The sequence below is a fragment of the Rhizobium sp. R635 genome (assembly GCF_002211285.1).
GTDB lineage: Bacteria > Pseudomonadota > Alphaproteobacteria > Rhizobiales > Rhizobiaceae > Rhizobium.
Map to the genome: position 1 here is coordinate 282,485 of NZ_LOKX01000033.1, position 24,269 is coordinate 306,753.

Annotated in this window: 25 protein-coding genes, 1 tRNA gene and 1 pseudogene; 19 read left to right on the top strand and 8 right to left on the bottom strand. The window is 62.1% G+C overall.

Features of this window, described 5'->3' with window-relative positions:
* The first annotated feature begins 11 nt into the window (after positions 1-11).
* A tRNA-Arg gene (locus ATY78_RS22750) sits at positions 12-88 on the top strand.
* A 103-nt stretch (positions 89-191) separates the two neighbouring features.
* Here ATY78_RS22750 and ATY78_RS28925 read toward each other — a convergent pair.
* From ATY78_RS28925 to ATY78_RS22765, 3 genes and pseudogenes are all read right to left on the bottom strand, one after another.
* Positions 192-312 (bottom strand): annotated as a pseudogene (locus tag ATY78_RS28925) (DNA-3-methyladenine glycosylase I); the annotation flags it as partial.
* Positions 313-318: 6 nt separating this feature from the next.
* The gene (locus tag ATY78_RS22760; protein WP_088684552.1) at positions 319-606 is read right to left on the bottom strand and encodes a hypothetical protein; all 288 of its coding nucleotides are present in this window, start codon (positions 604-606) and stop codon (positions 319-321) included.
* Between the two features lie 119 nt (positions 607-725).
* On the bottom strand, positions 726-1,325 hold the full coding sequence (locus ATY78_RS22765) for a TetR/AcrR family transcriptional regulator (protein ID WP_088684553.1): 600 nt from the start codon (positions 1,323-1,325) through the stop codon (positions 726-728).
* Between the two features lie 220 nt (positions 1,326-1,545).
* Here ATY78_RS22765 and ATY78_RS22770 point away from each other — a divergent pair, with 220 nt between their 5' ends.
* The 4 genes from ATY78_RS22770 (at position 1,546) to ATY78_RS22785 (ending at position 3,437) form a co-directional block, all read left to right on the top strand.
* A complete protein-coding gene (locus ATY78_RS22770; RefSeq protein ID WP_088684554.1) occupies positions 1,546-2,016 on the top strand; it encodes a hypothetical protein in 471 nt (156 codons plus the stop codon).
* A 67-nt stretch (positions 2,017-2,083) separates the two neighbouring features.
* On the top strand, positions 2,084-2,404 hold the full coding sequence (locus ATY78_RS22775; RefSeq protein ID WP_088684555.1) for a hypothetical protein: 321 nt from the start codon (positions 2,084-2,086) through the stop codon (positions 2,402-2,404).
* Positions 2,405-2,605: 201 nt separating this feature from the next.
* Positions 2,606-2,977 carry a cell surface protein gene (locus ATY78_RS22780; RefSeq protein WP_088684556.1) on the top strand — a complete coding sequence of 124 codons (372 nt, stop codon included), beginning with the start codon at positions 2,606-2,608 and terminating at the stop codon, positions 2,975-2,977.
* A 154-nt stretch (positions 2,978-3,131) separates the two neighbouring features.
* Positions 3,132-3,437 (top strand): hypothetical protein, encoded by a 306-nt coding sequence (locus ATY78_RS22785; RefSeq protein ID WP_088684557.1) that lies wholly within the window; start codon positions 3,132-3,134, stop codon positions 3,435-3,437.
* A 30-nt stretch (positions 3,438-3,467) separates the two neighbouring features.
* Here the strand turns inward: ATY78_RS22785 and ATY78_RS22790 are convergent, their stop codons facing one another.
* Complete coding sequence (locus ATY78_RS22790) at positions 3,468-4,439, bottom strand: SDR family oxidoreductase (RefSeq protein ID WP_088684558.1); 972 nt, start codon at positions 4,437-4,439, stop codon at positions 3,468-3,470.
* 237 nt (positions 4,440-4,676) lie between these two features.
* Between ATY78_RS22790 and ATY78_RS22795 the strand changes: the two genes are divergently transcribed.
* The 6 genes from ATY78_RS22795 (at position 4,677) to ATY78_RS22820 (ending at position 11,476) form a co-directional block, all read left to right on the top strand.
* Positions 4,677-5,348 (top strand): methyltransferase domain-containing protein, encoded by a 672-nt coding sequence (locus ATY78_RS22795; protein ID WP_088684559.1) that lies wholly within the window; start codon positions 4,677-4,679, stop codon positions 5,346-5,348.
* 20 nt (positions 5,349-5,368) lie between these two features.
* Positions 5,369-6,004: a TetR family transcriptional regulator gene (locus ATY78_RS22800; protein WP_088684560.1), complete on the top strand. Its 636-nt coding sequence runs from the start codon at positions 5,369-5,371 to the stop codon at positions 6,002-6,004.
* 286 nt (positions 6,005-6,290) lie between these two features.
* Positions 6,291-7,172 (top strand): aldo/keto reductase, encoded by an 882-nt coding sequence (locus ATY78_RS22805; protein WP_088684561.1) that lies wholly within the window; start codon positions 6,291-6,293, stop codon positions 7,170-7,172.
* Positions 7,173-7,780: 608 nt separating this feature from the next.
* Complete coding sequence (locus tag ATY78_RS22810; RefSeq protein WP_088684562.1) at positions 7,781-9,058, top strand: alpha/beta hydrolase; 1,278 nt, start codon at positions 7,781-7,783, stop codon at positions 9,056-9,058.
* 79 nt (positions 9,059-9,137) lie between these two features.
* The gene (locus tag ATY78_RS22815) at positions 9,138-10,388 is read left to right on the top strand and encodes an FAD-dependent oxidoreductase (protein WP_088684563.1); all 1,251 of its coding nucleotides are present in this window, start codon (positions 9,138-9,140) and stop codon (positions 10,386-10,388) included.
* A 50-nt stretch (positions 10,389-10,438) separates the two neighbouring features.
* Positions 10,439-11,476, top strand: coding sequence for a 4-hydroxyproline epimerase (locus ATY78_RS22820; protein WP_088684564.1), 1,038 nt, complete (start codon positions 10,439-10,441; stop codon positions 11,474-11,476).
* A 64-nt stretch (positions 11,477-11,540) separates the two neighbouring features.
* On the opposite strand, the gene ATY78_RS22825 is transcribed toward ATY78_RS22820, so the two are convergent.
* Positions 11,541-13,088 carry an EAL domain-containing protein gene (locus ATY78_RS22825; protein ID WP_088684565.1) on the bottom strand — a complete coding sequence of 516 codons (1,548 nt, stop codon included), beginning with the start codon at positions 13,086-13,088 and terminating at the stop codon, positions 11,541-11,543.
* A 347-nt stretch (positions 13,089-13,435) separates the two neighbouring features.
* Positions 13,436-14,968, bottom strand: coding sequence for a winged helix-turn-helix domain-containing protein (locus ATY78_RS22830; protein ID WP_088684566.1), 1,533 nt, complete (start codon positions 14,966-14,968; stop codon positions 13,436-13,438).
* A gap of 119 nt (positions 14,969-15,087) precedes the next feature.
* Between ATY78_RS22830 and ATY78_RS22835 the strand changes: the two genes are divergently transcribed.
* Together ATY78_RS22835 and ATY78_RS22840 are read left to right on the top strand one after the other, a co-directional pair.
* Positions 15,088-15,519, top strand: coding sequence for a cupin domain-containing protein (locus ATY78_RS22835; protein ID WP_088684567.1), 432 nt, complete (start codon positions 15,088-15,090; stop codon positions 15,517-15,519).
* Positions 15,520-15,610: 91 nt separating this feature from the next.
* Positions 15,611-16,096, top strand: coding sequence for a RidA family protein (locus ATY78_RS22840; protein ID WP_088684568.1), 486 nt, complete (start codon positions 15,611-15,613; stop codon positions 16,094-16,096).
* A 13-nt stretch (positions 16,097-16,109) separates the two neighbouring features.
* Here ATY78_RS22840 and ATY78_RS22845 read toward each other — a convergent pair whose 3' ends face one another.
* Both ATY78_RS22845 and ATY78_RS22850 read right to left on the bottom strand, forming a co-directional pair.
* Positions 16,110-16,583, bottom strand: coding sequence for an RbsD/FucU domain-containing protein (locus tag ATY78_RS22845; protein WP_088684569.1), 474 nt, complete (start codon positions 16,581-16,583; stop codon positions 16,110-16,112).
* The gene (locus ATY78_RS22850; protein WP_088684570.1) at positions 16,567-17,814 is read right to left on the bottom strand and encodes an ROK family transcriptional regulator; all 1,248 of its coding nucleotides are present in this window, start codon (positions 17,812-17,814) and stop codon (positions 16,567-16,569) included. Before ATY78_RS22850 ends, ATY78_RS22845 begins: the two co-directional genes overlap by 17 nt.
* A gap of 213 nt (positions 17,815-18,027) precedes the next feature.
* Between ATY78_RS22850 and ATY78_RS22855 the strand changes: the two genes are divergently transcribed.
* From ATY78_RS22855 to ATY78_RS22880, 6 genes are all read left to right on the top strand, one after another.
* A complete protein-coding gene (locus tag ATY78_RS22855) occupies positions 18,028-19,047 on the top strand; it encodes a sugar ABC transporter substrate-binding protein (protein ID WP_088676967.1) in 1,020 nt (339 codons plus the stop codon).
* Positions 19,048-19,199: 152 nt separating this feature from the next.
* Positions 19,200-20,264 carry an ABC transporter permease gene (locus tag ATY78_RS22860; RefSeq protein ID WP_088684571.1) on the top strand — a complete coding sequence of 355 codons (1,065 nt, stop codon included), beginning with the start codon at positions 19,200-19,202 and terminating at the stop codon, positions 20,262-20,264.
* A gap of 2 nt (positions 20,265-20,266) precedes the next feature.
* Entirely contained in the window at positions 20,267-21,049 is a 783-nt protein-coding gene (locus ATY78_RS22865; RefSeq protein ID WP_088684572.1) for an ATP-binding cassette domain-containing protein, read from the top strand.
* Positions 21,046-21,678, top strand: a complete 633-nt coding sequence (locus ATY78_RS22870; protein ID WP_088684573.1) for a nucleoside triphosphate hydrolase — start codon at positions 21,046-21,048, stop codon at positions 21,676-21,678. Before ATY78_RS22865 ends, ATY78_RS22870 begins: the two co-directional genes overlap by 4 nt.
* 72 nt (positions 21,679-21,750) lie before the next feature.
* Positions 21,751-22,791, top strand: coding sequence for a dihydroorotase (pyrC, locus tag ATY78_RS22875; RefSeq protein ID WP_088684574.1), 1,041 nt, complete (start codon positions 21,751-21,753; stop codon positions 22,789-22,791).
* A gap of 184 nt (positions 22,792-22,975) precedes the next feature.
* Positions 22,976-24,154 carry a GGDEF domain-containing protein gene (locus ATY78_RS22880; protein ID WP_088684575.1) on the top strand — a complete coding sequence of 393 codons (1,179 nt, stop codon included), beginning with the start codon at positions 22,976-22,978 and terminating at the stop codon, positions 24,152-24,154.
* Positions 24,155-24,269 lie beyond the last annotated feature (115 nt).

Genomic DNA, 24,269 nt, shown 5'->3' on the forward strand with positions numbered 1-24,269 from the left:
CTTCTGCAAGCGCACCCGTAGCTCAGCTGGATAGAGCACCAGACTACGAATCTGGGGGTCAGGAGTTCGAATCTCTTCGGGTGCGCCATTCTCTTTTATCAGTGTCGATTGCCATGCAATTTGCCGTTAGGGCAACATTGTTGACCGATCTCCGGTGATCACTCCTCTTCCCACATTCGAGCCACGCCTTGGCGGCGGTCATCATCGACGGGAAATCCCCACTCATTATCGTGATGGTGCATGAATTCTGGAGTAGCGGCACACCAGCGGCAAACACGGTTGCCCGTCTGGACCTGAGATCGTCTCGGTCACCTGCTCTCACGGCTTGAGAAAGGCCAGGCGGTCATCCGTGCGGCCGGGCGCAATCTCGAGAATGTCAGCGGTGACGACATCTTCTGCAACGAAAGGGTCTTCTTGAATACGCGTTTCAAGATCGGCGCGGGATGTGTTGTGAGCGAGAACCACTCCGCCCGCGCTTGGCTGAACGCTTCCTGTCAGCAGGAAAATGCCCTCATCGAAGCCTTGCTTGATCCAGCTATTGTGTCCTTCCATCAAGGCAGGCGCTTTGGCTTTGTTGGCAGAGAATTTGAGTGTGACGACGAACATGGTGCTCCTCAGGAATTCTAGAGTAATTCCGCTTTTCTTCGAATCACGGAATTGCTCTATCTATTTGTTTTCACGCAATTCCGGACGCAAAACCGCTGCACACTTTTGCTGGAATTACTCTAGACGGAAACGGTGTTTGGACGAGAGATTGGATCGGGTTGCTGCGCTGCCAGCCACTGGTCCATGTCTTCCACCTCACGGCGGACGAACGCCTCGTCGCGGAAAGCGGTCGCGAGCGCCGCGACGCCCTGGCTCCGCATCAAGATGTGCATGCCGAGCCCATCGGCGTCGGTTTCACGGCCAAGTGCCGCAAACTGACACGACAGCCAATCCCGAAACAAAGTGAAAAGCTTGGCCGCATCGTTCTTGGCAATGTGATCGAGCTTGGCGAGTTCGTTGCAAAGCGTGCCGACCGGGCAGCCATACGCCATGATCTTCGCCTGGTTCACGATGAGGATATGGATGAAGCTACGGATACGTTCGGCGGCGGTTCCAGCCCCGGCCTCCCATGCGTCGAGCATCTCCTTGGTCTTTGAAAGGCGATGTTCGATCACGGCACCGAGAATCTCGTCCTTCGTCCTGAAATGATAATAAAAGTTGCCCCGCGAAAGGCCGACGACTGCCGCGATGTCGGCGAAGGACGTAGCCTCGAAGCCTTTCTCATAAAAGAGCCGGTCGGCAGCCTCGATAATTTGCAGTCGTGTGGTCGCTGCCCCCAAGTGTTGGTTCCTTCATTTTCGTCAACGCGCTTCTCGGCGCCGTAGGACGACTGCCCTAATGAAGTTTCTAGGACAATCGACCTAGGGAAGTCAAGGGCAGGGCTCTCCAGGCAGTGGCAACCCTCATTCCCTGGCCGATCGAGCAGGGGGTATGTGGCCGGTTGCAATCTCCAGAGGCAGCCTATACCGTCGCAGCACGTTGCCATTTCGACATTGAACGATGATCATTTTTCTCCGTATCTTCTGCGCCGTATTGTGGCGTTCGATTTTGGTGTTGGTGCTCAACACTCTAGTCACTTACTGGCTGTCTCATCTGGCCGGCTCGCTGCTCGTACAGACCGATTTTTTGGTCAAGGCGCGGCTCTCGCTCTGGTTCTTGCCTGCCGGGATCATCTTTGCGGTGCTTGCTGCGCGGGTCGGAAATGCCGATAGCGTGCTGCTGGAAAAAAGATCGCCGATGTCGTTTGCTCAATGGGGGCAAACTTACGGCTCCCTGGCGGGGTGCGCGTTTCTGATCGTGATGATCACCTGCGTTGCGGCGCTCGTCGCGGAAACCGATGTTTGGCTTGGTCTGCGCACCCTGCTGCCGCTCCCCATGTTTCTGCTTTTCTGGATCGCGGTGTCTGTTTGGCAGGCGAAATCGCTCAGCGTCCACGCCAGGAACAATGAGCGGCTTTCTCCACCAGCCTAGCTTCGCGCAACCTTCCTCATGTATTGGCGGGTCGATGATCTCAGAGGCGCTTCAGCCGGAGGAATGCATGGCGGTGGGAATTTTTCGGGCCTTGGGTGTCGTGGCCATGATGACGGCTCTTGCCGGCTGCATCGACCATGCCAACGAGCCCGTGCTCTTGGCCATTGGTGTGCCGGTCAATCCGCCCGCGGTCGCGAACAGCATCTGCGTGACCGACGGCAACGCCATGTATAACGAGGCGAAGAGGCAATATGAGCTGCGCGCCCAACTGACGGGATATGCTCAAGCCGACGCGCTGGAAGCGGAAACGATCGCGCGCGCCGCGGCCCACAGGCAATATGCGGCCTGCATCTCCGGCCAGGGCTACCGGACATTATACGCGAATTGAGAACGCAGAATTCACGTTTTGGGGCAAGCCTGCCTGAAGGCTCTTCGAACGCTTCTTCCAATCGCGACTTTTCACGTTTTTGAGCGATTCAATCACGCCGGATCGCTTGCAATCACGAGTTTTGGAAGTTGCGCCGAATGGCGGAACCCGGCAGGCCGGGAAGGCATTTTCCTGACATAAATCCACGAAGGAGGGTTTATCATGAAAATGTCCAGTCTTGTTTTCTCCACTGCCTCGATCTGTGCCGTTCTTGCTCTCGCGCCGGCCCTTCCGGCCCAGGCAGCGCCCGCCCAATTGGCTTCGGCGCCTGCCGTCGTCGACGTAAAAATGGTGCAGAATGAAGCGCATGCCGGCATTTGGCACGGCTATCGAGGCTTCCGTACCGAACATCCCGGAACCCGCCGCCATTCCGACGGCTATTGGTATCCGCTTGCCGCATTCAGCGTCGAGGCCGGCACCACGGGCTCCATCGTCCGCCTGCCGGTGAACAGGCCGGCACCTCCGACAATGTGCAACCCTACGTTTTCGGGATCGATCGGTCCCGGCAGCATGCCCTGCGATAACGGCTATTGAGCCGGCAAATGAAAGAGGCGGCGAGGAGCCGCCTTTTTCATTGTCGAGGCGCCGCTCACATGTTTGTGACCTCCCTGGAGACGCCGTGGAATGTGACAAATCCGCTTCCTAACTCGTCGGCGTAAATTCCGTAAATCCTCCCAAGGAGACGACAATGACCACTATCTTCAAGAGCGGCCTGACGGCCGTTGCCTTCGGCGCAATCCTCGGCCTCTCGGCTTTCTCGGCCGGGGCGGCTCCCCTTCAGTCGAGCGCGGTCGAACAGCCTGCTGCCGAGCGTCCGCTTGCCCAGGAGGGCGCCAGGATTCAGCACGACAGGAGCACGACCGGTTCGATCGGTCAGCGCGGCTCGGACAATGCGGGATCGCCCACGCCTTACATGATGAACCCGAAGAAGCCGCTGAACATGGATTGCAAACTCGGCTTCAACCCGACCAGCAGTTCCAGCTGCAACTACTGAGGACGTTGCGGCGTTTCTCTGAAGGCGGTCTCAGGACCGCCTTTTTCGCTCCTCGAAGGTGGGGAGTTCTGCGTCCAGGCAAACACCCGTCAGCCGTTCCGAAACATCCCACAGCCTGCGCCAGACCGCCCTCTCACGCCCGGCCGGAGCGATCTTTGCGCGTGACGGCGAACCTTTCATTTCATAAAAACCGTCCGGACCGTACATGACGCCGCCCTCCGCCTGGGTTGCCGTCGCTGCAAACAAGGTGGGAAGCGCACCCGCCGCCGCCGATTGCGAGGCGACCGGGCCCAGCTGCTCGCTGAGCCGCTGGATGAGGACGGGGCCTTCCTTGCCCATTCGAGGCCCGGCGCTCTGCAGGCCGGTCATGGCAAAACCCGGATGCGCGGCGTTGCTCTTCAGGTGCCAGCCGCGGCGGCGCGCGAGATCGTCGAGCTCCAGCGCCAGCATCAGCGTCGCAAGTTTCGATTGGCAATAGGCGACCCACGGCCGGTAGTGCCGCTCGGATTGCAGGTCGTCGAAATTGATCCTGCCGGAGCGATGCGCCAGGCTGCTGACGGTGACGACGCGCGGCGCGGGCGCGGCGAGCACGATCGGCAGCAACCGCAAGGTCAGCGCGAAATGGCCGAAATAATTGGCGCCGAGCTGCATCTCGAACCCGTCCTCCGTCATATATCGCGTCGGGATCGCCATGACGCCGGCGTTGTTGATCAGAAGATCGATCTGCGGCGCAGTAGCGGCAATGCGCTCGGCGCAATTGGCGACCGAGGCAAGGCTTGCGAGGTCGAGGGGTTCGAAGCGGATTTCCGCCCGCGGATGGGCGGCACGGATCTCGGCAACCACCGCCGCGCCCTTCTCCACATTGCGCGACGCGATGATGACGCGGGCGCCGGCTCCGGCCACGGCCTTGGCCGTCTCGTAGCCGAGGCCGCTGGTGGCGCCGGTGATGATGGCGGTACGGCCGGATTGATCCGGTATCTGATCGGTGGTCCAACTGCTCATCTCAGTGTTCCTCATTCGAAGCCGCAGATGCCGTCGCGCCATTTTTCGTCGTGTGCACCAACATAAATATTGCACTAAATGCAAAAATACAATAGATACAAAAATGCGCTGATTGCCTTTTGCGGGAGCGCATGGGAGATATCTATGCAGAGCGATTGTCGGTTTGCCTTGGAATTGCCATGCTCGGCGCGATGGTCGCATTCATAATCAATCGAATTTCAGACGGGTGGGATAATCATGATCGCAAAGACCGCATGCTCGGATTTCCTGCATTTTTTTCGCTCCTGGGTGAGTAACCCGCTTCGGGTCGCCGCCATCGCGCCGTCGGGCGATTCACTTGCCAGGATCATGACCAGCGAAATCGCGGCGCTGGACGGGCCGATCATCGAGCTTGGTCCGGGGACGGGCGTTTTCACCCGGGCGCTTCTGGCGCGCGGCGTCAGCGAATCCGATCTGACGCTGATCGAATACGGCCCGGAATTCATCGGCGCCCTGCAGGCCCGTTTTCCGGCCGCGCGCGTCCTGCAGATGGATGCCGCCCATCTCGCCCAGGCCGACCTCTACGAGGGCGAGCCGGTTGGCGCCGTCGTCAGCGGCCTGCCGCTGCTGTCCATGTCGCCGCTCAAGATCGCTTCGATCCTTGCCGCCGCCTTCACCTATATGCGGCCGGGCGGGGCCGTCTATCAGTTTACCTATGGCCCGCGCTGCCCGGTGCCGCGGCCGATCCTCGATCGCCTGGGCCTGAAGGCCGTGCGCATCGGCGGCACGGTGCGTAACCTGCCGCCGGCCTCCGTCTACAGAATTTCCCGCCGCAAGCCGCTGGAGCTCTCGCGCGAGCGCCTGAGGTATCGTAGCAGCGAAACCGAGATAGAGGATATCGCCGCCTTTTCCGACGAAGCGGGCGGCTGAACACATGATGCCGGGCAGGAATGGCTGAGAGCAAGCGGACGCAATCGACGGAAGGCAGGCGGGAGCGCAAACGGCGGCAGACGCGCGAGCGCATTGAGCAGGCCGCCATGACCCTCTTCCTGGAGCGTGGCTTCGACGCCACGACGATCGAGGATATCACCGAGGCAGCCGACGTCTCCAAGCGCAGCTTCTTCGATTATTTCCCGTCCAAGGAAGAGGTCGTTTTCGCCTGGCAGGATTCCTTTGCCGATCGCCTGATGGCGGCGGTCGCGGCAAGGCCCGCGGAAGAATCTTCCATCGAGGCGGTGGAGGCGGCAATGATCGCAACCTTCATCGCGTCCATAGACGAGAGCAGCCTGGCGATTCATGAACTCATTCTCTCCACTCCCGCGCTGAAGGCCCGTGATCAGCTGAAATATGCCAGGCTCGAACAGAAGCTCGCCGAGGCGCTGCTTCTGCGCAAGAAAAACGTTCCCGGCGAGGCCCCCCGCATGCGCGTCCTTGCGGCGATCGTGATCGGCGCGATGCGCGTCGGTAGTGAACGCTGGCAGCAGCGCCCGCCGGGCGCCTCGCTGCAGGATTTCGCCCGTGAGACCGTTGCCGGGCTTTGGAAGATACTGGCGGAATTCGGCGACGAGGCGAAGACCAGGCTTTGACGCAGGTCATCCGACGATCGGCATGATCGCCCAGTCGTTCACCCAGATGAGACGAAGGCGCTCCCGAGCCGAGTTCAATTTTCCGCGCCATCACTGTTATCCGGTCGGCTCCATCCTATATCTGCAAGCGTCGCAGCCGCCACATTCCCAACATCACCTCGATGGGCGGTCATCACCATGCCGGCATCGCTTTTCACTACGGCAGCAAACTCGAAACTTGCGTTTCTCAAAAGCGTGCCTTCGCCGACGATTTTGAATGATTTCATTGATCAAGAGAGGAAAGATCATGTCCAGTCATAACGCAGCCAAGTCGGGCACCTTCAGGATCGGCGGCGATATCGAGATTAATCGTCTCGGTTTCGGCGCCATGCGCGTCACCGGAGAAGGCATCTGGGGCGAGCCGGCCGACCATGCCGAGTCCATCCGAACGCTGAAGCGCCTGCCGGAACTCGGCGTCAACTTCATCGATACGGCCGATTCCTACGGTCCGGATGTCTCCGAATGGCTGATCAAGGAGGCCCTGCATCCCTATGGCGCCAAGTCCGTCGTCGCCACCAAGGGCGGGCTGACCCGCCACGGCCCCAATATCTGGCTGCCGGTCGGCCGGCCCGAATATCTCATCCAGCAGGCGCATAAGAGCCTGCGCAATCTCGGGGTTGAGCAGATCGATCTCTGGCAGCTTCACCGCATCGACCCGAAGGTGCCGGCCAAGGAGCAATTCGACGCGATCAAATCGCTGCTCGATGCCGGCCTCATCCGCCACGCGGGTCTGAGCGAAGTGTCGGTTGCCGACATCGAGGCGGCCTCGAAGCATTTCAAGGTCGCAACGGTCCAGAACCGCTACAATCTCGTCGATCGCACCAGCGAGGACGTGCTTGATTACTGCGCCAAGCACAATATCGGCTTCATCCCGTGGTATCCGCTCGCCGCCGGCGATCTCGCCAAGCCGGGCTCGCTGCTCGATACGATCGCCAGGAAGCACAATGCCGCGCCGAGCCAGATCGCGCTCGCCTGGGTGCTGAAGCGCAGCCCGGTCATGCTGCCGATCCCCGGTACCTCGAAGGTCAAACACCTCGAGGAAAATGTCGCGGCGGTTGAGATCACGCTGTCGGAAGAGGAATTCTCGGCACTGGACGCTGAGGGTCGGAAGGTCTTCAAGGCGGCTTGAGGGGCAATGCAAGCTTGCGGCTGCTGTTGCGTTTGTGCGTGTCAATTGCCCCTCACCCTAACCCTCTCCCCGCTTGCGGGGCGAGGGGACGTGCCCTGCGAGAGGTCGGTGGGGAACGGAAAGGGTGCGGCATGGTCCCTTCGCCCCGTTTACGGGGGTCCGAAGGACGGGTCGAGACCCGTGGCTCGCCCCGGTCGGTGCCGGCAGGCGGATGAGGGGCTACCCCGCTGCCGCATCTTTCGACAAACTTTGACCATCCGGTCAAAGATGCTGCAAAATGAGGCGTCGACTTGGCGTTTTGAGGGCAAGCATTGCGCGCAGCGCATTGCTGCATTGCGGTAATTTCGCTATTCCCGATCAAATGAATGGGGTATCACTATCTTCGTAAGCAGCGCACTCCTCCTCCCAAGCGCTCTTACATCGGACTGACAACACTCCTCCTCCCAGTTGTCAGTCAGGATCAAGAGCCTGGCGCACCTCCTCCCGCGCCAGGCTCTTTTCTTTTTCCGCTCAAGCTTTCCATCTCATCCGGTTTGACTCGGCAAGCGTCGTCGGACTATTTGAACGGGCGCCTCCTGTCCGGTGCGCGCACCGGTTGGAGTTTGGCCATGATCGGCAAATGGTGCGCCTCGCATGCGGCCCTGACAGGTCTTCTCGTTGCAGCAATGGCGCTCGCCGGCTGCGGCGGCAGGCCGGTTGGTGTCATGCAGGCTGCCGGCAGCGTGCCGCCGGGCACCTCGAAGGTCGACCTTCTCGTCGCGACGACGCGTGCCGCCGACGACAATCCCGCCGTGCTCTTCTCCGGCGAACGCGGCACCGGCTTGGCCGTTAACGCCGTCGATGTCTCCATTCCGCCGGATGCCAATCGCAAGGTTGGCCAGGTGCAATGGCCGAAGCGCCTGCCGGCCGATCCGCTCAAGGACTTCGTCACCGTTTCCGTCGATCCGCTGGAAGGCGAGCGGGCGGGCGAGACCTGGCTGAAGACGCATATGCCGAAGAGCCGCCGCGTGCTCGTTTTCGTGCACGGCTTCAACAATCGCTACGAAGACGCCGTCTACCGCTTTGCGCAGATCGTCCATGATTCGCATGCCGACGTTGCGCCTGTCGTCTTCACCTGGCCCTCGCGCGCCAGCATCTTCGATTACAATTACGACAAGGAAAGCACCAATTATTCCCGCGACGCGCTGGAGGAATTGTTGACCCGCACCGCCGCCAATCCCGCCGTCAGCGACGTGACCATCATGGCCCATTCGATGGGCACGTGGCTGACCGTCGAAGCGCTCCGGCAGATGGCGATCCGCAACGGTCACGTCGCTTCCAAGATCAACAATGTCATCCTCGCCTCGCCCGATCTCGATGTCGACGTCTTCGGTCGCCAGTTCGCAAGCCTCGGCAAGGACCGGCCGCATTTCACCATCTTCGTCTCCCAGGATGACCGCGCTCTGGCCCTGTCGCGGCGCATCTCCGGCAATGTCGATCGCCTCGGCCAGATCGATCCCTCCGCCGAGCCCTACCGCAGCAAGCTCGAGGCGGCCGGCATCACCGTGCTCGATCTCACCAAGCTCAAGGGCGGCGATCGGCTGAACCACGGCAAATTCGCCGAAAGCCCTGAAGTGGTGAAGCTGATCGGCGACCGGCTGATTGCCGGCCAGACCATTACCGATTCGAATGTCGGTCTGGGCGAAGCCGTCGGCGCGGTGGCGATGGGGGCTGCCCAGACCGCCGGAAGCGCCGTCAGCGTCGCGGTCAGCACGCCGATCGCGATCTTCGATCCGCGCACCCGGCGCAACTACGACGCTCAGCTGAAACGTCTCGGCCAATCGATGAACAATACCGTCGGCTCGGTCGGCGACAGCGTCGGTGCGGGCTTGCCCGAAAGCCAGTAAAAATCCGTAGGCATCGCCACCGATGTGATATATCAGTCTCGCTGCGGCAATTCTGTCTGCCGTGCGATGGGTTGATGACATGGCGGATGAGACGAAGAAGACGGTGGCCGTCGTCGGCGCGGGCGTGATCGGCGCGTCGATCGCTTTCGAGTTGCAGCGGCGCGGCCTGCAGGTGACGCTGATCGATAAGGGTGAGCCGGGGCGCGGCACCTCCTTCGGCAATATGGCGAGCATTGCGCTCGATTTTGCGGCCAGTTCCGGCCCTTCGACATGGAGGAAGATTCCCGGCTGGCTGCTTGATCCCGAAGGGCCTGTCTGGCTCAGGCCCTCCTATGCGGCGAAGATGCTGCCCTGGTTCCTGCGCTTCCTCGCCGCCGGCCGGCCTTCGCGCCTGAGGGAAATCGAGGATGCCGGCATGAGCCTGTCTCACCGGGCGCTCGGCGATTTCAGGGAAATGCTGCAGGCGATCGGCGCGCCCGAATTCATGACGGAGGAGGGGTGCCTGGCGATCTACGAGACGGAGGCGGAATTCGCCGCCGATCGCGCCCGTCTCGCCATGATGCAGCGCTATGGTCTCGAATTCGAGGTGTTGAGCAACGGCGCCATCCAATATTACGAGCCGGCGCTGTCGCCGGCGATCGCCAAAGCCGTGCTGCTTCCGGACAACAAGTCGATCCGCGACCCCTATCAGCTCGTCGTGAAGCTCGCCGACGCCGCCAAGGCCGCCGGCGCGACTTTCGTCTCCGGCGCCGTCCGGAATATCGAGCGCAGGGGCGACGGCACCGCCGTCGTGCTTTTGGAGGATAGTTGCCGCCTCGAAGTCGGTTCCGTCGTGTTCGCCGCCGGCGTCCACACCCGTTTCCTTGCCGCAAAGCTCGGGGAGCCGATCCCGCTCGAAACCGAGCGCGGTTATCACACGCAGATCATGAAGCCCGGCATCTCCATGCGCCATTCTGTGATCTGGCCGCATCGCGCCTTCATGGTGACGCCGACGGCGGGCGGCATCCGCGTCGGCGGCAATGTCGAACTTGCCGGCCTCGACGCCGCGCCCGATTTCCGCCGTCCGCGGGTGCTGGTGCGCCATGCCCAGCGTGCGCTTCCCGGCCTGAAAGCGGAAGAGATGACGGAATGGATGGGGCATCGTCCGGCGCTGCCCGATACGATCCCGGTCATTTCTCCCTCGTCGAAAATGCCAGGCGTTTTCTATGCGACCGGCCATGGCCATCTCGGCTTGACCTATGCGGCAACGACAGCGCGGCTGATTGCCGATATGGTGAGCGGAGCGAAGCCCGCGGTCGATATCACCCCGTTCCGCATAGACCGGTACTAAACAACCCGCGTTGATGGCCCCACCCGTCACCCTGAACTGGAGTTTTCGATATGAGATGGAAGCGCACGATCCAGTTGCTGGATGTTCATGCCGAAGGTGAAATCGGCCGCGTCGCAATCGGTGGCGTTCCGAAAATCCCTGGCGACAGCATCGCCGCGCAGCTGCATTGGCTGAACACCGATCCGAAGGGCGACGAGCTTCGCCGCTTCCTTTGCCTCGAGCCGCGCGGCGCGCCCATCGGCTCCGTCAACCTGCTGCTGCCGGCGCGCCACCCGGAAGCCGACGCCGCCTTCATCATCCTGCAGCCGGATCAGGCGCATGCAAGCTCCGGCTCGAACTCGATCTGCGTGACCACGGCGCTGCTCGAATCCGGCATCGTCGAGATGAAGGAGCCCGAGACGGTCGTGACCCTGGAAACTGCAGCCGGCCTCGTCAAGGCGGTGGCGACCTGCCGCGATGGGCGCTGCGAGAAGGTCAGGCTCACCATGGTGCCTTCCTTCGTGCATGAGCTCGATGTCGGGATCGACACGCCGCATTGGGGAAGGATCAAGGCCGATATCTGCTACGGCGGCATCTTCTATGCGCTCGTCGATGTCGGCCAGATCAACCTGACGATCGAAAAGGCCAATGCTGCCGGTCTCGTCCAGGCCGGCATGATCCTGAAAGAGCTGATCAACCGCGACATCAAGGTCGTCCACCCCGAAATCCCGGCCATCTCGGGCGTCGCCTACGTCATGTTCCGCGATACTGAAGCGGACGGCACGGTGCGCACCTGTACTACCATGTGGCCGGGCCGCGCCGACCGCTCGCCCTGCGGCACCGGCAATTCCGCCAATCTCGCCACCCTCTATGCCCGCGGCAAGGCCAAGGTCGGCGATAGCTTCACTTCGAAATCGATCATCGGCTCGGAATTCGAGGTCGGCCTGCAGGCAGTCACCGAGGTCGCCGGCCGCCCGGCGGTCATCCCCACCATCACCGGCCGCGGCTTCACCTTCGGCCTGACCCAGGTCGCGCTCGACCCCTTCGACCCGCATCCCGGCGGCTTTGCGCTGACCGATGTCTGGGGCCCGTCGGCCGGGGAGATCTGACCGCTTGCCAGCGAAGAGTTTTGCCTGAGATTGCCGCTCCCGGCGAACCTTCTCCGCCGTGCCGTCAGCGGAGTTGCGATATTCTGGCGCTGACTTGGTCTGCGGCAAGCCTCTCGGCTGGCGCCGGCCTGCCGAGCAGATAACCTTGGCCGATGTCGCAGCCCAGATCCTGAAGCCGCTGACGCTGGCTCTCCTCTTCGATGCCTTCGGCTGTTATCGTCACGCCAAGTCCGGCACCGAGAGCGATGATGGCTTTGATCACCTTGTCCTGCTTTTCATCGGTTTCGAACGAAGCGACGAAGCTCCTGTCGATCTTGATCTTGTCGAACCGATAGCTGGAGAGCTGGGAGAGGCTGGAATAGCCTGTTCCGAAGTCGTCGAGCGCGATCCTGACCCCCGCGTTCACCAGGTCGTCGAGGACGATTCGAGCGGTGACAGCGTCTTGGATGATGGCGCTCTCCGTCACTTCCAGCTCGATCCTGTGCGCGGGCAGACCGACGTCACCCAAAATCTTGAGAATTCTGAGCCCCAGCAACCGGTCGCTCAGCTGGATCGGAGACAGGTTGAACGACAGAACCAGATCGCTCGGCCAGGAAAGCGCATCGGTACAGGCATGACGAAGCAACTGGTCCGTCAGGTCGACGATCAGGCCGGCCTCCTCCGCCACTGGAATGAATTCGCTCGGCGGGATGAATTCGCCGGAAGCCGTCCTCCAGCGGGCGAGCGCCTCGAAGCCGATAATCTTATTCGTCTTCAGGTCCACGAGAGGCTGATAGTAGGGAACGATTTCAGCGTTCTTGATGGCGGCTCTTAAATCCGCTTCCACGCGAATCCGTTTTGCCAGCTCGTCCTGCATCGAGGAGACGAAGGGCTTCACCAGGTTGCGCCCCTGCTTTTTCGCCACATACATCGCGCAGTCCGAATGTCGAATGGCCTGGCTTAGGTCATCGCCGTTTTCCGGACAAAGTGCGAAGCCGACACTGGCGCCGAGATCGACGGCGACGCCGTTGAATGTGACGGGCTTGCTGATCACGCTAACGATGCGCTCTCCCAAAGCGGCGAAATCAACATTGCCGGTACGACGCGCCAAAACGACGAATTCGTCACCGCCAAGGCGGAAAACGCGATCTCGGGGAAAGAGGGAAGAGAGCCGCTGAGCAACGGCCTTCAGCACCGCATCACCGTGATCGTGCCCGAGGAGATCGTTGATCTTCTTGAAGCCGTCGAGATCGATACTGAATGCAGCATAGGCTTCCTGTGTCCTCTGGTCGCTCATCGCCTGCGCGCAGACGGAGTCCAGGAACCTGCGGTTAGGCAGCTCGGTAAGCGTATCGTGACATGCAATCCAGTCCACGTTCTTTTCGGCCTGCAGCCTGCGATTGACCTCTCTCGAAAGATCGCTGATCCTCAGCGCGGAATAAATGAGTCCCAGGAATCCGGAGATGTTCAGCGCCAGGAGCGCGTGGTCCAGCGGATAGTCGTCATGGTTGTCGATGAACTCATCCAGCCGCTCATGCCAATGAAGCCCCCATGACAGGCAGAAGAGAAGCAGGAAGATCGCGAGCCAGGCAATGACCTCGATCTGGGGTCTTGTAGGTTGGATGCGAGACATAAACAGCTCCTGTTGTGTGAAGAGCCATCATGGCCAGTTCGGAGGACCGCATCGTCCCGACATATTTCAATCGACAACCTTCGTCGCCGAACGCCGGCATCGGCGTCCTCCTGGACCATGGCCGAAGACCGCCGCAATTCATTCGGGCGGAGTTAAGTGCATCGGGCTGTCCGGCATCGGCAATCCCAATATCTTTGTGATCGCCGAAGGTTAATGGCGAGTTGCGGTGGCGGCGATATAGCGCGCTTCGCTGCGTGCAACGGATATGTTTCCCGTAAATCGGATGGTGGCTGCGGACGAAAGTCGACGAACTGATAAGCGCGCTGAGGTCTGCCGGCCAACCGGTTTCAAAGTTCCGCCTCTCGCAACAGCGCGTTCAGACGGGTTGCCCATTCCTTGTTGCCATCTCTGAATGGACCGAGCGCATCGCCGGCAGTCTCGGGAAGATCGCTTGCAGCGGCACCAAAGCGGTGCGCCTGCTCACGGTGTCCCGCGGCCGCGTGGCAGCATGCCTGGATGCGCAGCAGTGCCGGCCAGTCGGGTCGCGCCTTCAGCGCTGTGCGCACAGTCTCGAGCGCGCCCTCGATGTCACCGGAAAAGAGCAGCGCGAGCATCAGTAGGCTGAACCAGACCCTGTTCTGCGGATCGTTCGGATTGAGTTCGAGACCGCGCGCCAGGGGCTTGCGCGCGCCGGCAGCATCGCCCGAGAAAAGACGAGCCATGCCGAGGACGAGATGCCCCAGGGCGAAGCTCGAGCCGAGTTCGATGGAGCGTTCCGCTGCCAGGATCGCCTGCTCGGCCCTGCCCGTATAGGCCGACACGATCGCCAGCGCATAGTGCGAGTAGGGGTTGCGCGCGTCGAGGTAGATCGCCCGCAGCGCCGCATCCAGGCCTTCCTTCCCGTCCGCGGTGGAATTTTCCGTCCATCCGTAGGCGATGAGGCCTGCATTGACCCGCGCCCGCCAGATCTGCGCCTCTGGAAGCATGGGGTCGAGTTCCGCCGCCTGGCGGAAAAATTGCCTGGCGAGAAGGTGGGTCGGCTGCGATACCTTGTGGAAATGGAATGTGCCTTGCCGCACGAGATCCCAGGCCGTGATGTTGCCCGTGTGCGGAGCGACCGGAAGCCCATGGCGCAACAGCAGCTCGGGTTCGACCGCTGCGGCGATCCGCTCGGCGATGGCGTCCTGCACCGCAAAGACCTCGTCCAGCTGAAGATCGTAATGTTCGGACCAGACGGTGGCGCCTTTCATTGCGTCGGCGAGGTGCACCGATATCCGGATTCGTTCGCCCGTATGCCGTATGGCTCCGTCGACCAGGAAATCGACGCCAAGTTCGCTCGCGACGGCCTGCGGGTCTCTCGAACCATTTCTCCTGGTGAAACTCGCCCCGCGCGACGCGACTCGGAACCATCTGAATTGGGCGAGCGCCATGATCAGGTCATCGGCGATACCCTCGGCCAGATACTGTCTCTCGGTATCGCCGCCGAGGTTTTCGAACGGGAGGACGGCAATTCCCGGATTGGATCTGGCCCGCGCGTGCCATCCGCCATCGGCTCTGTCGGTCAGGCTCTCCACTGGGCCCAAAAATCTGTATCCGACCCGTGGGACCGTGACGATCCAGCCGCTGCCGTCCTGCGCGGGGCCGAGCAGCTTGCGAAGGGCAGCAATCTGAACGGAAAGATTGCTTTCCTCGACGGTCAGTCCCGGCCACACGGCATCCATCAGGGCTGACTTTGAAACCACACCTCCCTCTGCCGCAAGCAGAGCGGCAAGCAGCGAAGCGCCGCGGGCGCCGATGGCGACAGGCCTGCTGTCGCGGAGCAGACATCCGTTCTCGGCAGTGAACTCGAAGTGGCCGAATGCGAGGTGTTGGGCGTTCATGATGCGAGAATGATACGCCGATTTCGTAGCTTTTTGGAATTTTTCGGCCTCGCTTCAGGACTCGCGCCGGCCGAGCGCGCAGAGTCCGCTCTATTGCAGCAGTCGAAGGAGTGTAAGCGATGACGAACCAAGCAATGCAGCCGAAGCCCGATGCATTTATCGCTAAGGTCGTTCGCGGCAGCGGCAGCCATGTCGCCAAGCAGGGATCGGTCTATCGCTCGGGCGTCTCGGCAGAAAGTGCCGGATCAACCATACTGTGGCTTGGCATGATTTCCCTTCCCGCAGGCAGACGAACCAGCGCCCATCGTCATGAGGGGCACGAGACGGCCCTTTTAATGACGGCAGGCCAGGAAATCGAGATCTGGTCCGGCGCAGCGCTCGAACGGCGCGAAACCGTCCGGCCGGGCGACTACCTGTTGATTCCGGCCGGCGTTCCGCACGTGGCCGTCAACCGCAGTAGCGAAGACGCCGAGTTCCTCGGTGCGCGTAACGATCCCGCGGCCAATGAGAGCGTCGTTCTGATGCCGGAGCTCGACGCGACCGTCCCCTGAGGCATGTCGCTCGGAACTGTGCAGTGGTTCCAGGTTGCAGGCCGGCGCCCCGTTTGGCCCGCCATACTCTGATCACACTGGGAGGTGCATGATGACTATCATCGAGCAACGTCTGGCCGAAATGGGCCTGGAATTGCCCGAGCCTTTGAAGGTTCGCGACGGGCTGCGCATGCCGTTCGCTTGGGTTCGCCTGCGCGGCACCCGCGCTTACATTTCGGGTCACGTCGCGTGTAACCGCGATGGAACACTGGCAAATCCCCTTGGCAAGGTGGGTGCCGAGGTTTCGCCGGAGGAGGGTTACGCCTCGGCGCGGCTCGTCGCGCTGGCCCATCTTGCCAGTCTCAAGCGGGCCATCGGAGACCTCGATCGGGTGACCGCTTGGCTGCGCGTCTTCGCCATGGTGAATGTCGCTCCGGGCTTCAACGAGACGCCGCTCGTTACCAACGGCTATTCCGATCTGATTCTGGAACTGTATGGTCCCGACGTTGGCGCCCATGCACGCTCCTCAATCGGCATGGTCATCCCATTGAATGCGCCCCTGAACTGCGAAGCGGAAGTCGAAATCGATGGTGACTGAAACGCCCGACCCTTCAGTAGACAAACGGATCGACGTCGGCCGCCTGCGCGCCTGCCTCCTTCGGGTAGATCACCCCCTTGCGCAGGATGATGTTGGCATAGAGTCTGGGCTCGCTGGTCTGGATCACCGCATGGGCGGCCCGCACCCGGCCGTAAAAGTCTTGGCCGAGGAGCGGTACGACCTGCCGGTGCGGCTCGTGGCGGGCGCAGCAGTCGATCATCTCCTCATGCACGGGGTCGAGCCTGTCGCGCTCGGCCTTGACGGTGGAGCGAAAGATCGCTTCGGGCACGAAATCGTCGATCGGCAATACGCTGAGCACGGCGTTGACAACCGGGATGAGGCGGTGGCCGTCGAGCCGGATCAGCCGGCGGGCGTGTTCGACGCCCGGATAATTGCCGTCGACGATGGCGATCTCGTCGCCATGGCCCATGGCGCGAAGCGTGAAAAGCAGTTCCGGGCTCAGAAGCGGATCAAGTCCCTTCAGCATGGTCAACCTCCTTGAAGAGTACGTTTTGGTCTGTGAGGTAACGCGCGAAGATCGGCAGGCTTGCGCCGCCGATGGCGCGTGCCTGGGCGCCGACCATGCCTTCGATGATATCGGGCATGACGACGCCCTGCAGGTCGAGCTTGGCGGCTTCCGTTATCGTCGCCTGCACGACGCGGCTGCGCACCCAGTTGGGAAAGCCGCCGTCGATCACCGCTGCGCTGAAATCGACGATCGAGGCGGCGGCCACGATCGCCTGCGCCAGTGCCTTGGCGCTGTCCTGTATCCAGGTCTCCATCGGCTCGCCGAAATCCACCCAGTCGTCGGCGGAATACCAGAGCGGCTGCGGATCGACACCACGCTCGCGCAGCATGTTTTCGAGCACGAAGATCGAGGCGATTTCGAGCAGCTGCATCGTCTCGCCGTTCTTGCCGCGCACCGGCAGCGGGCCGATCGCGCCCGCCGTGCCGGTGCGGCCGGAAAAGATCGCCGAATTCAACACGATGCCGCCGCCGATGAAGGAGCCGATGAAGAAATAGACGAAATCGGGATAGGACGGCCCGACGCCGAAGACGAGTTCGGCGCCGCAGGCGCTGGTCGCGTCGTTCTGCAGGAAGACGGGATGGGAAACGCGCGCGGCGATTTCCGCCTGCAGGTCGACTTCTCGCCACACCTCCATGGCGCCCGGCGGCGCGCCCACCTCCTCGGCCCAGTTCCAGAGCTCGAAAGGCGCGGCGATGCCGAGGCCGGCAATGCGGCTGCGCTGCTTCTCGTCGAGCCGGCCTTCCAGTTCCTGAATGCCCGACGTGACGAAAGCGAGGATTTCCTGGGGCAGCGGATAGGCATAGGTCTGGTGCAGCTGCATGCGGATGCGGCCGACGAAATCCATCAGCACCAGGTCGGCGCTGCGGCGGCCCATCTTCAGGCCGAAGGAATAGACGGCGTCGGGATTGAGGTGCATCGGGATCGACGGCTGGCCGACGCGGCCGCGGATCGGCGCCCCGCGCAGAAGCAGCCCTTCCTTTTCCAGGACCCGCATGATGACGGAGACGGTCTGCGCCGAAAGCCCGGTCCGGCGCGCGATATCGGCTTTCGAAAGCCCGCCATAGAGACGCACCAGCGACAGCACGAGCCGCTCGTTATAGGCCCGCACCCTGACCTGGTTCGCACCCCCGGCCGGACTGAGAATTGGTGGCGGGACCGGTATGTTTTCCGGTCCATCCAAGGACGACATGGCCGCTCCTCCCGATCGTTGGCCTATGCCTGATTTTCGCCGAGCATGCCACATCGAATTAATAATTCAATTGGATTTATTTATTGACAAGCGGATTTCTTTTCGCTCTTAATTGCCATCGTCAAGGGCACGGGACGGCTTTGAAGCCTCCGAGTGCCGTCTGTAAATTCCGGTCCCGCAGGGGCGGCGCCGGCAAACTCTGGGAGGAGTTCCATGAAGAAATCAGTTCTCGCTTTCGGCGCGCTCGCGCTCGGTGTCGCTTTCTCCGCTCCGGCGATGGCGGCAGACGTTTCCGCCTGCCTCATCACCAAGACCGACACCAACCCCTTCTTCGTCAAGATGAAGGAAGGTGCGACGGCCAAGGCCAAGGAACTCGGCGTCTCGCTGAAGTCCTACGCCGGCAAGATCGACGGTGACAGCGAAAGCCAGGTTGCGGCGATCGAAAGCTGCATTGCCGACGGCGCAAAGGGCATCCTGCTGACGGCTTCGGACACCAAGGGCATCGTGCCTGCGGTCAAGAAGGCCCGCGACGCCGGCCTGCTGGTCATCGCGCTCGACACGCCGCTCGAGCCGGCCGATGCCGCCGACGCCACCTTCGCCACCGACAACCTGCTCGCCGGCAAGCTGATCGGCCAGTGGGCCAAGGAAACCCTCGGCGACAAGGCCGCGGATGCCAAGGTCGGCTTCCTCGACCTGACGCCGTCGCAGCCGACGGTCGACGTTCTGCGCGACCAGGGCTTCATGATCGGCTTCGGCATCGACCCGAAGAACCCGGACAAGATCGGCGACGAAGACGACAAGCGCATCGTCGGCCATGACGTGACCAACGGCAATGAAGAAGGCGGCCGCAAGGCCATGGAAAACCTTCTGCAGAAAGATCCCGGCATCAACGTCATCCACACGATCAACGAACCGGCCGCTGTCGGCGCCTATCAGGCGCTGAAGGCCGTCGGCATGGAAAAGAACGTGCTGATCGTCTCGGTCGACGGCGGTTGCCCGGGCGTCAAGTCGGTCAAGGAAGGCGTCATCGGCGCCACCTCGCAGCAGTATCCGCTGCTGATGGCGTCGCTCGGCATCGAGGCGATCAAGAAGTTCGCCGACTCGGGTGAAAAGCCGAAGCCGACCGAAGGCAAGTCCTTCTTCGACACCGGCGTCTCGCTCGTCACCGACAAGCCGGTTTCCGGCGTAAAGTCGATCGACACCAAGGAAGGCACGGATAAGTGCTGGGGCTGAGCCCTGTCTGATTGAAAGAGAAACGGCCGGGGCTTGATCCCCGGCCGTTTTGGACGGACGATGTGCCGTCGCCCCACCGGCTAAAGCAATGAACGGATGAACAGGGTGACGGCCTCCGCGCGGGTTCGGCGCGCGGATGCGGAGGAGGAACCATGACCGGAGCACAGGAATTCGAACGCGTCCTCGACGGCAGCGACAAGAACGTCGCCTCCTTCGAGCACCAGGATGTCTCGCTGATCAAGCGGGCACAGCATTTTCTGCACTCGACGCCGGCCGCCGTGCCGCTGATCGTTTTGGTACTATCGATCATCATCTTCGGGATCGCGATCGGCGGACGGTTCTTCTCGTCATACACATTGACGCTGATCCTGCAGCAGATCGCCATCGTCGGCATTCTCGGCGCCGCCCAGACGCTCGTCATCCTGACCGCCGGCATCGATCTTTCGATCGGCGTCATCATGGTGATCTCGGCCGTCATCATGGGCAATGTCGCGATTACATACGGCATTCCGACACCGGTCGCGGTTCTCGTAGGCCTTGTCGTCGGCGGTCTGTGCGGCTTGCTGAACGGCGCCCTCGTCGCCTTCATGAAACTGCCGCCCTTCATCGTCACGCTCGGCACCTGGAACATCGTCATGGCGACGAATTTCATCTATTCCGCCAATGAGACGATCCGCGACACCGACGTCGACGAACAGGCGCCGCTGCTGCATCTTTTCGCCGCGAGCTTCAGGCTCGGCAGCGCCGTGCTGACGCTCGGCGTCATCGCCATGGTGCTGCTCGTCCTCCTGCTCTGGTACGTGCTCAATCACACCGCCTGGGGCCGGCATGTCTATGCGGTCGGCGACGATCCGGAAGCGGCCAAGCTCTCCGGCATCCAGACCAAGAAGGTGCTGTTGACCGTCTATACGATTTCGGGCGTCATCGCCGCCTTCGCCGCCTGGGTCTCGATCGGCCGCAACGGCTCGATCTCGCCCTCCTCGGCGGTGACCGATTATAACCTCCAGGCGATCACCGCGACTGTCATCGGCGGCATCTCGCTCTTCGGCGGCCGCGGCTCCATTCTCGGCACGCTCTTCGGCGCAATGATCGTCGGCGTCGTGTCGATGGGCCTCAACATGCTCGGCGCCGATCCGCAATGGAAAGTCCTTTTGACGGGCGTGCTGATCATCGCCGCCGTCGCCATCGACCAGTGGATCAGAAAGGTTTCGGTGTAATCATGGCTCGCGAACCCCTTCTCACCGCCCGCGGTCTGGTCAAGCGTTATGGCCGCGTCACTGCGCTCGACAATGCCGATTTCGACCTCTACCCGGGTGAAATCCTTGCCGTCATCGGCGATAACGGCGCCGGCAAGTCCTCGCTGATCAAGGCGATCTCGGGCGCCGTCACCCCGGACGAGGGCGTGATCACGCTCGAAGGCAAGCAGGTGCAGTTCCGCTCGCCGATGGAAGCGCGCGAGGCCGGCATCGAAACCGTCTATCAGAACCTCGCTCTGTCGCCGGCGCTGTCGATCGCCGACAACATGTTCCTCGGCCGCGAGATCCGCAAACCCGGTCCGCTCGGTTCGCTGTTCCGCATGCTCGACCGGCCGGCCATGGAAAAGCTGGCGCGCAACAAGCTGACCGAACTCGGCCTGATGACCATCCAGAACATCAACCAGGCGGTGGAGACGCTCTCGGGCGGCCAGCGCCAGGGTGTGGCCGTCGCCCGCGCCGCCGCCTTCGGCTCGAAGGTCATCATCATGGACGAACCGACGGCGGCCCTCGGCGTCAAGGAAAGCCGGCGCGTGCTGGAACTGATCCTCGACGTGCGCGCTCGCGGCCTGCCGATCGTGCTGATTTCCCACAACATGCCGCATGTTTTCGAAGTGGCCGACCGCATCCATATCCACCGTCTCGGCCGGCGCCTCACGGTGATCGATCCGAAGGAATACACCATGTCGGACGCCGTCGCCTTCATGACCGGCGCCAAGGCGGTGCCGACGGAGCCCGTCGCGGCATGACGGCGAGCGTCGACGAAATTGCCGGCGAGGTTCTAAACCGCGCCGGTGATGCCAAACGTTTCCTGATCGCCATCGCCGGGCCGCCCGGCGCCGGCAAATCGACCATGGCCGACAATCTCGCCGACGCCCTGAAGGCGAAGGGCGAGAGCGTCGCGGTGCTGCCCATGGATGGTTTCCACATGGACAACGCCATTCTCATCGAACGCGGCCTGCTTGCCCGCAAGGGCATTCCGGAAACCTTTGATGTCCGCGGCTTCCTGGATATCGTCCGCGCCGTTCGCCCCGCAGATCAGGAAGTTCTCGTGCCCGTCTTCGACCGTTCGCGCGAGCTTGCGATCGCCTCTGCCCGCCCGATCGATCCGAAGGACCGCTTCATTATCGTCGAGGGCAACTACCTGCTCTTCACCCAGGGCAAATGGGCCGAACTCGACGGCATCTTCGATTATACCATCATGCTCGCCCCGCCGATCGAGGTACTGGAAGAGCGCCTTTGGGATCGCTGGCGCGGTTATAGGCTGACCGAGGAGGAGGCGAGCGCCAAGGTCTACGGCAACGACCTGCCGAATGGCCGGCTGATCCTCGAAAACCGCCGCCCCGCCGATGTCACGCTGGAGATCGCGCTGGCGTGATGCCGCGGCGATTGTCTTAATATGATGGATGGTGCTATCGAGGCCGCAGACGCATCGCTTCGGAGGTCTGCCATGCAATCGATCACCATCCGCCGCCCCGACGACTGGCACCTGCATCTGCGCGACGGCGCCATGCTGGAAGGCGTGATCGCCGATACGAGCCGCACCTTCGCCCGCGCCATCATCATGCCCAATCTCGTGCCGCCCGTCGTCACGACCGCGGATGCGAAGGCCTATCGCGAGCGCATCCTCAAGGCGCTGCCGGAGGGCCATAGCTTCCAGCCGCTGATGACGCTTTATCTCACCGAGCATACCAGCCCCGACGATGTGGAAGAGGGCGCCAGAAGCGGCCTCATCACCGCCGTCAAGCTTTATCCCGCCGGCGCCACCACCAATTCGCATGGCGGCGTGCGCGACATGGAAAAGGCGATGCCGGTGCTGGAGCGCATGGCTGAGATCGGCCTGCCGCTCTGCGTCCATGGCGAGGTGACGACGCCCGATGTCGATATCTTCGACCGCGAGGCCGTCTTCATCGAGACCGTGCTCGATCCGCTGCGCAAGCGCCTGCCCGAGCTGAAGGTGACGATGGAGCATGTGACGACATCGGATGGTATCGATTACATCAAGGCCGCCAAATCAAATCTCGCCGGCTCGATCACCACCCATCATCTGATCATCAACCGTAACGCCATCCTCGTCGGCGGCATCCGCCCGCATTATTACTGCCTGCCGGTCGCCAAGCGCGAAAATCACCGGCTGGCTCTGCGCGCGGCGGCCACCAGCGGAGACGCCCGCTTCTTCCTCGGCACCGATTCCGCCCCGCATGTCGATCCGCTGAAGGAATGCGCCTGCGGCTGCGCCGGCATCTACACCTCGATCAATACGATGAGCTGCCTTGCTCATGTTTTCGAGGAGGAGGGCGCTCTGGGCAGGCTCGAAGCCTTCACATCGCTGAACGGGCCGGCTTGGTATGGGCTTGCGCCGAACGACGAACGCATGACGTTGTCAAGGCAGGCCGAGCCGGTTGTTTTTCCCGCGAAGATAGAAACCGGCGCCGGTCCGGTGACGGTTTTCGATCCCATGTTTCCGCTGCATTGGCGGGCTCAGCTCTGAATTTTGCCTCGGCGCATTCAATTTTAAATAGATTTTTGCCCAAAACCCCAGCTTCGGTGTTAAATCCGTAACATTTGCTTTGTGCAGTGCATGATTTTTTAACGGAATGCGTAAGACATTCCTGATCACCGACAGATGAGCTGTGAACGTTATCCGGCGCGGCGGTAGCCGCGGAGATTGAAGCATGATGCTTGATTACAACTCCCTCCTGCTGGCGCTGGGTGTTTCGGCGGCATGTCTGGCCGTGACGCTGATGGGCAGCTGGCTCGCCCGCCGAGCCGAAACGGTGTTGCTGACCGCGACCATCGGTCTCGTCCTCGTCGTCAGCGGCATTTTCGTCTACAGCGCCTATGTGAATACGCCGGACAAATGGCTTGGCGTGGCCAATTTCGTGCTGTTCCAAGCCGGTTTCGCCGCCATCTGGGGTGCCGGTCATCAGTTCTGCACCGGTCGCCTGTCCTTCGTTTCCATTTTCCTGCGCGCGCTCGCGGCGATGGCCTTCTCGGTTCCGCCGATGATATCGGGTTACGACGGCCTTGCCTTCATGGCTGAGAACCTCGCCATCGCCTTCCTGCTCTTTGCCACCGCGCGCCAATATTGGCTCGCCCGCGCCGAGGCGCCGGCGCCGATCCTCGGCATCACGGGGCTTTATACGCTGACGGCGATTTCCTTCGTGCTTTGCTCCGCCGTGTTGATCTCCGACGGAAAGCTGGTGCTTGGCAAAGCTCCCAACAACTGGGCGGAGGATCTGAGCCTTGCCGTCTGCATCGCCGGCATGACCGGGATCGGCGCGCTGTCTCTGGCGCTGCATCAGTGGCGGCTCGCCGCCCGCCATCGTCTAGAGGCGATCACCGATCCGCTGACCGGCCTGCTCAACCGTCGTGCCCTCTTCGACGAATACGGCACGCGCCCGATGGGCACGACCACCGCCGTCATCGTCTTCGATATCGATCATTTCAAATCCGTCAACGACCGCTTCGGCCATGCCGCCGGCGACCATGTTCTCAAGGTTTTTGCCGCCGAACTGTTAGCCCATTGCCGCGCCGGCGATACCGCAGCCCGGCTCGGCGGCGAAGAGTTCGCGCTGGTGATGAAGGAAATCATGCCCGGCCGGGCGGAGCTCGCGGCCGAGCGTATTCGCCGCGCCTTCGAGGCCCGTGAAATCCCGGTCGACGGCGAGACGCTGAAATGCACGGTCAGCGTCGGTGTCGCCCCCGGCCGCTCGAATGCGTTGGATTTCGACGCCATGTTGAGTGCCGCCGACAAGGCGCTCTACGCCGCCAAGCGCGGCGGCCGCAATCGGGTGGAGCTTGCCGGCTACCTGCAGGCGGTTCCGGTCGAGGCATCGCGCACGGCGTCTTGATTCCGGACCGGCGCCCTCATAATATTGTCCTCGGCCGGATGCGGCCAGCCGCCCCGCGACGTTTCGGCGTTATGGTGAATGCATCCAGAAACATCCTTCACATCCCTTGCCGTTT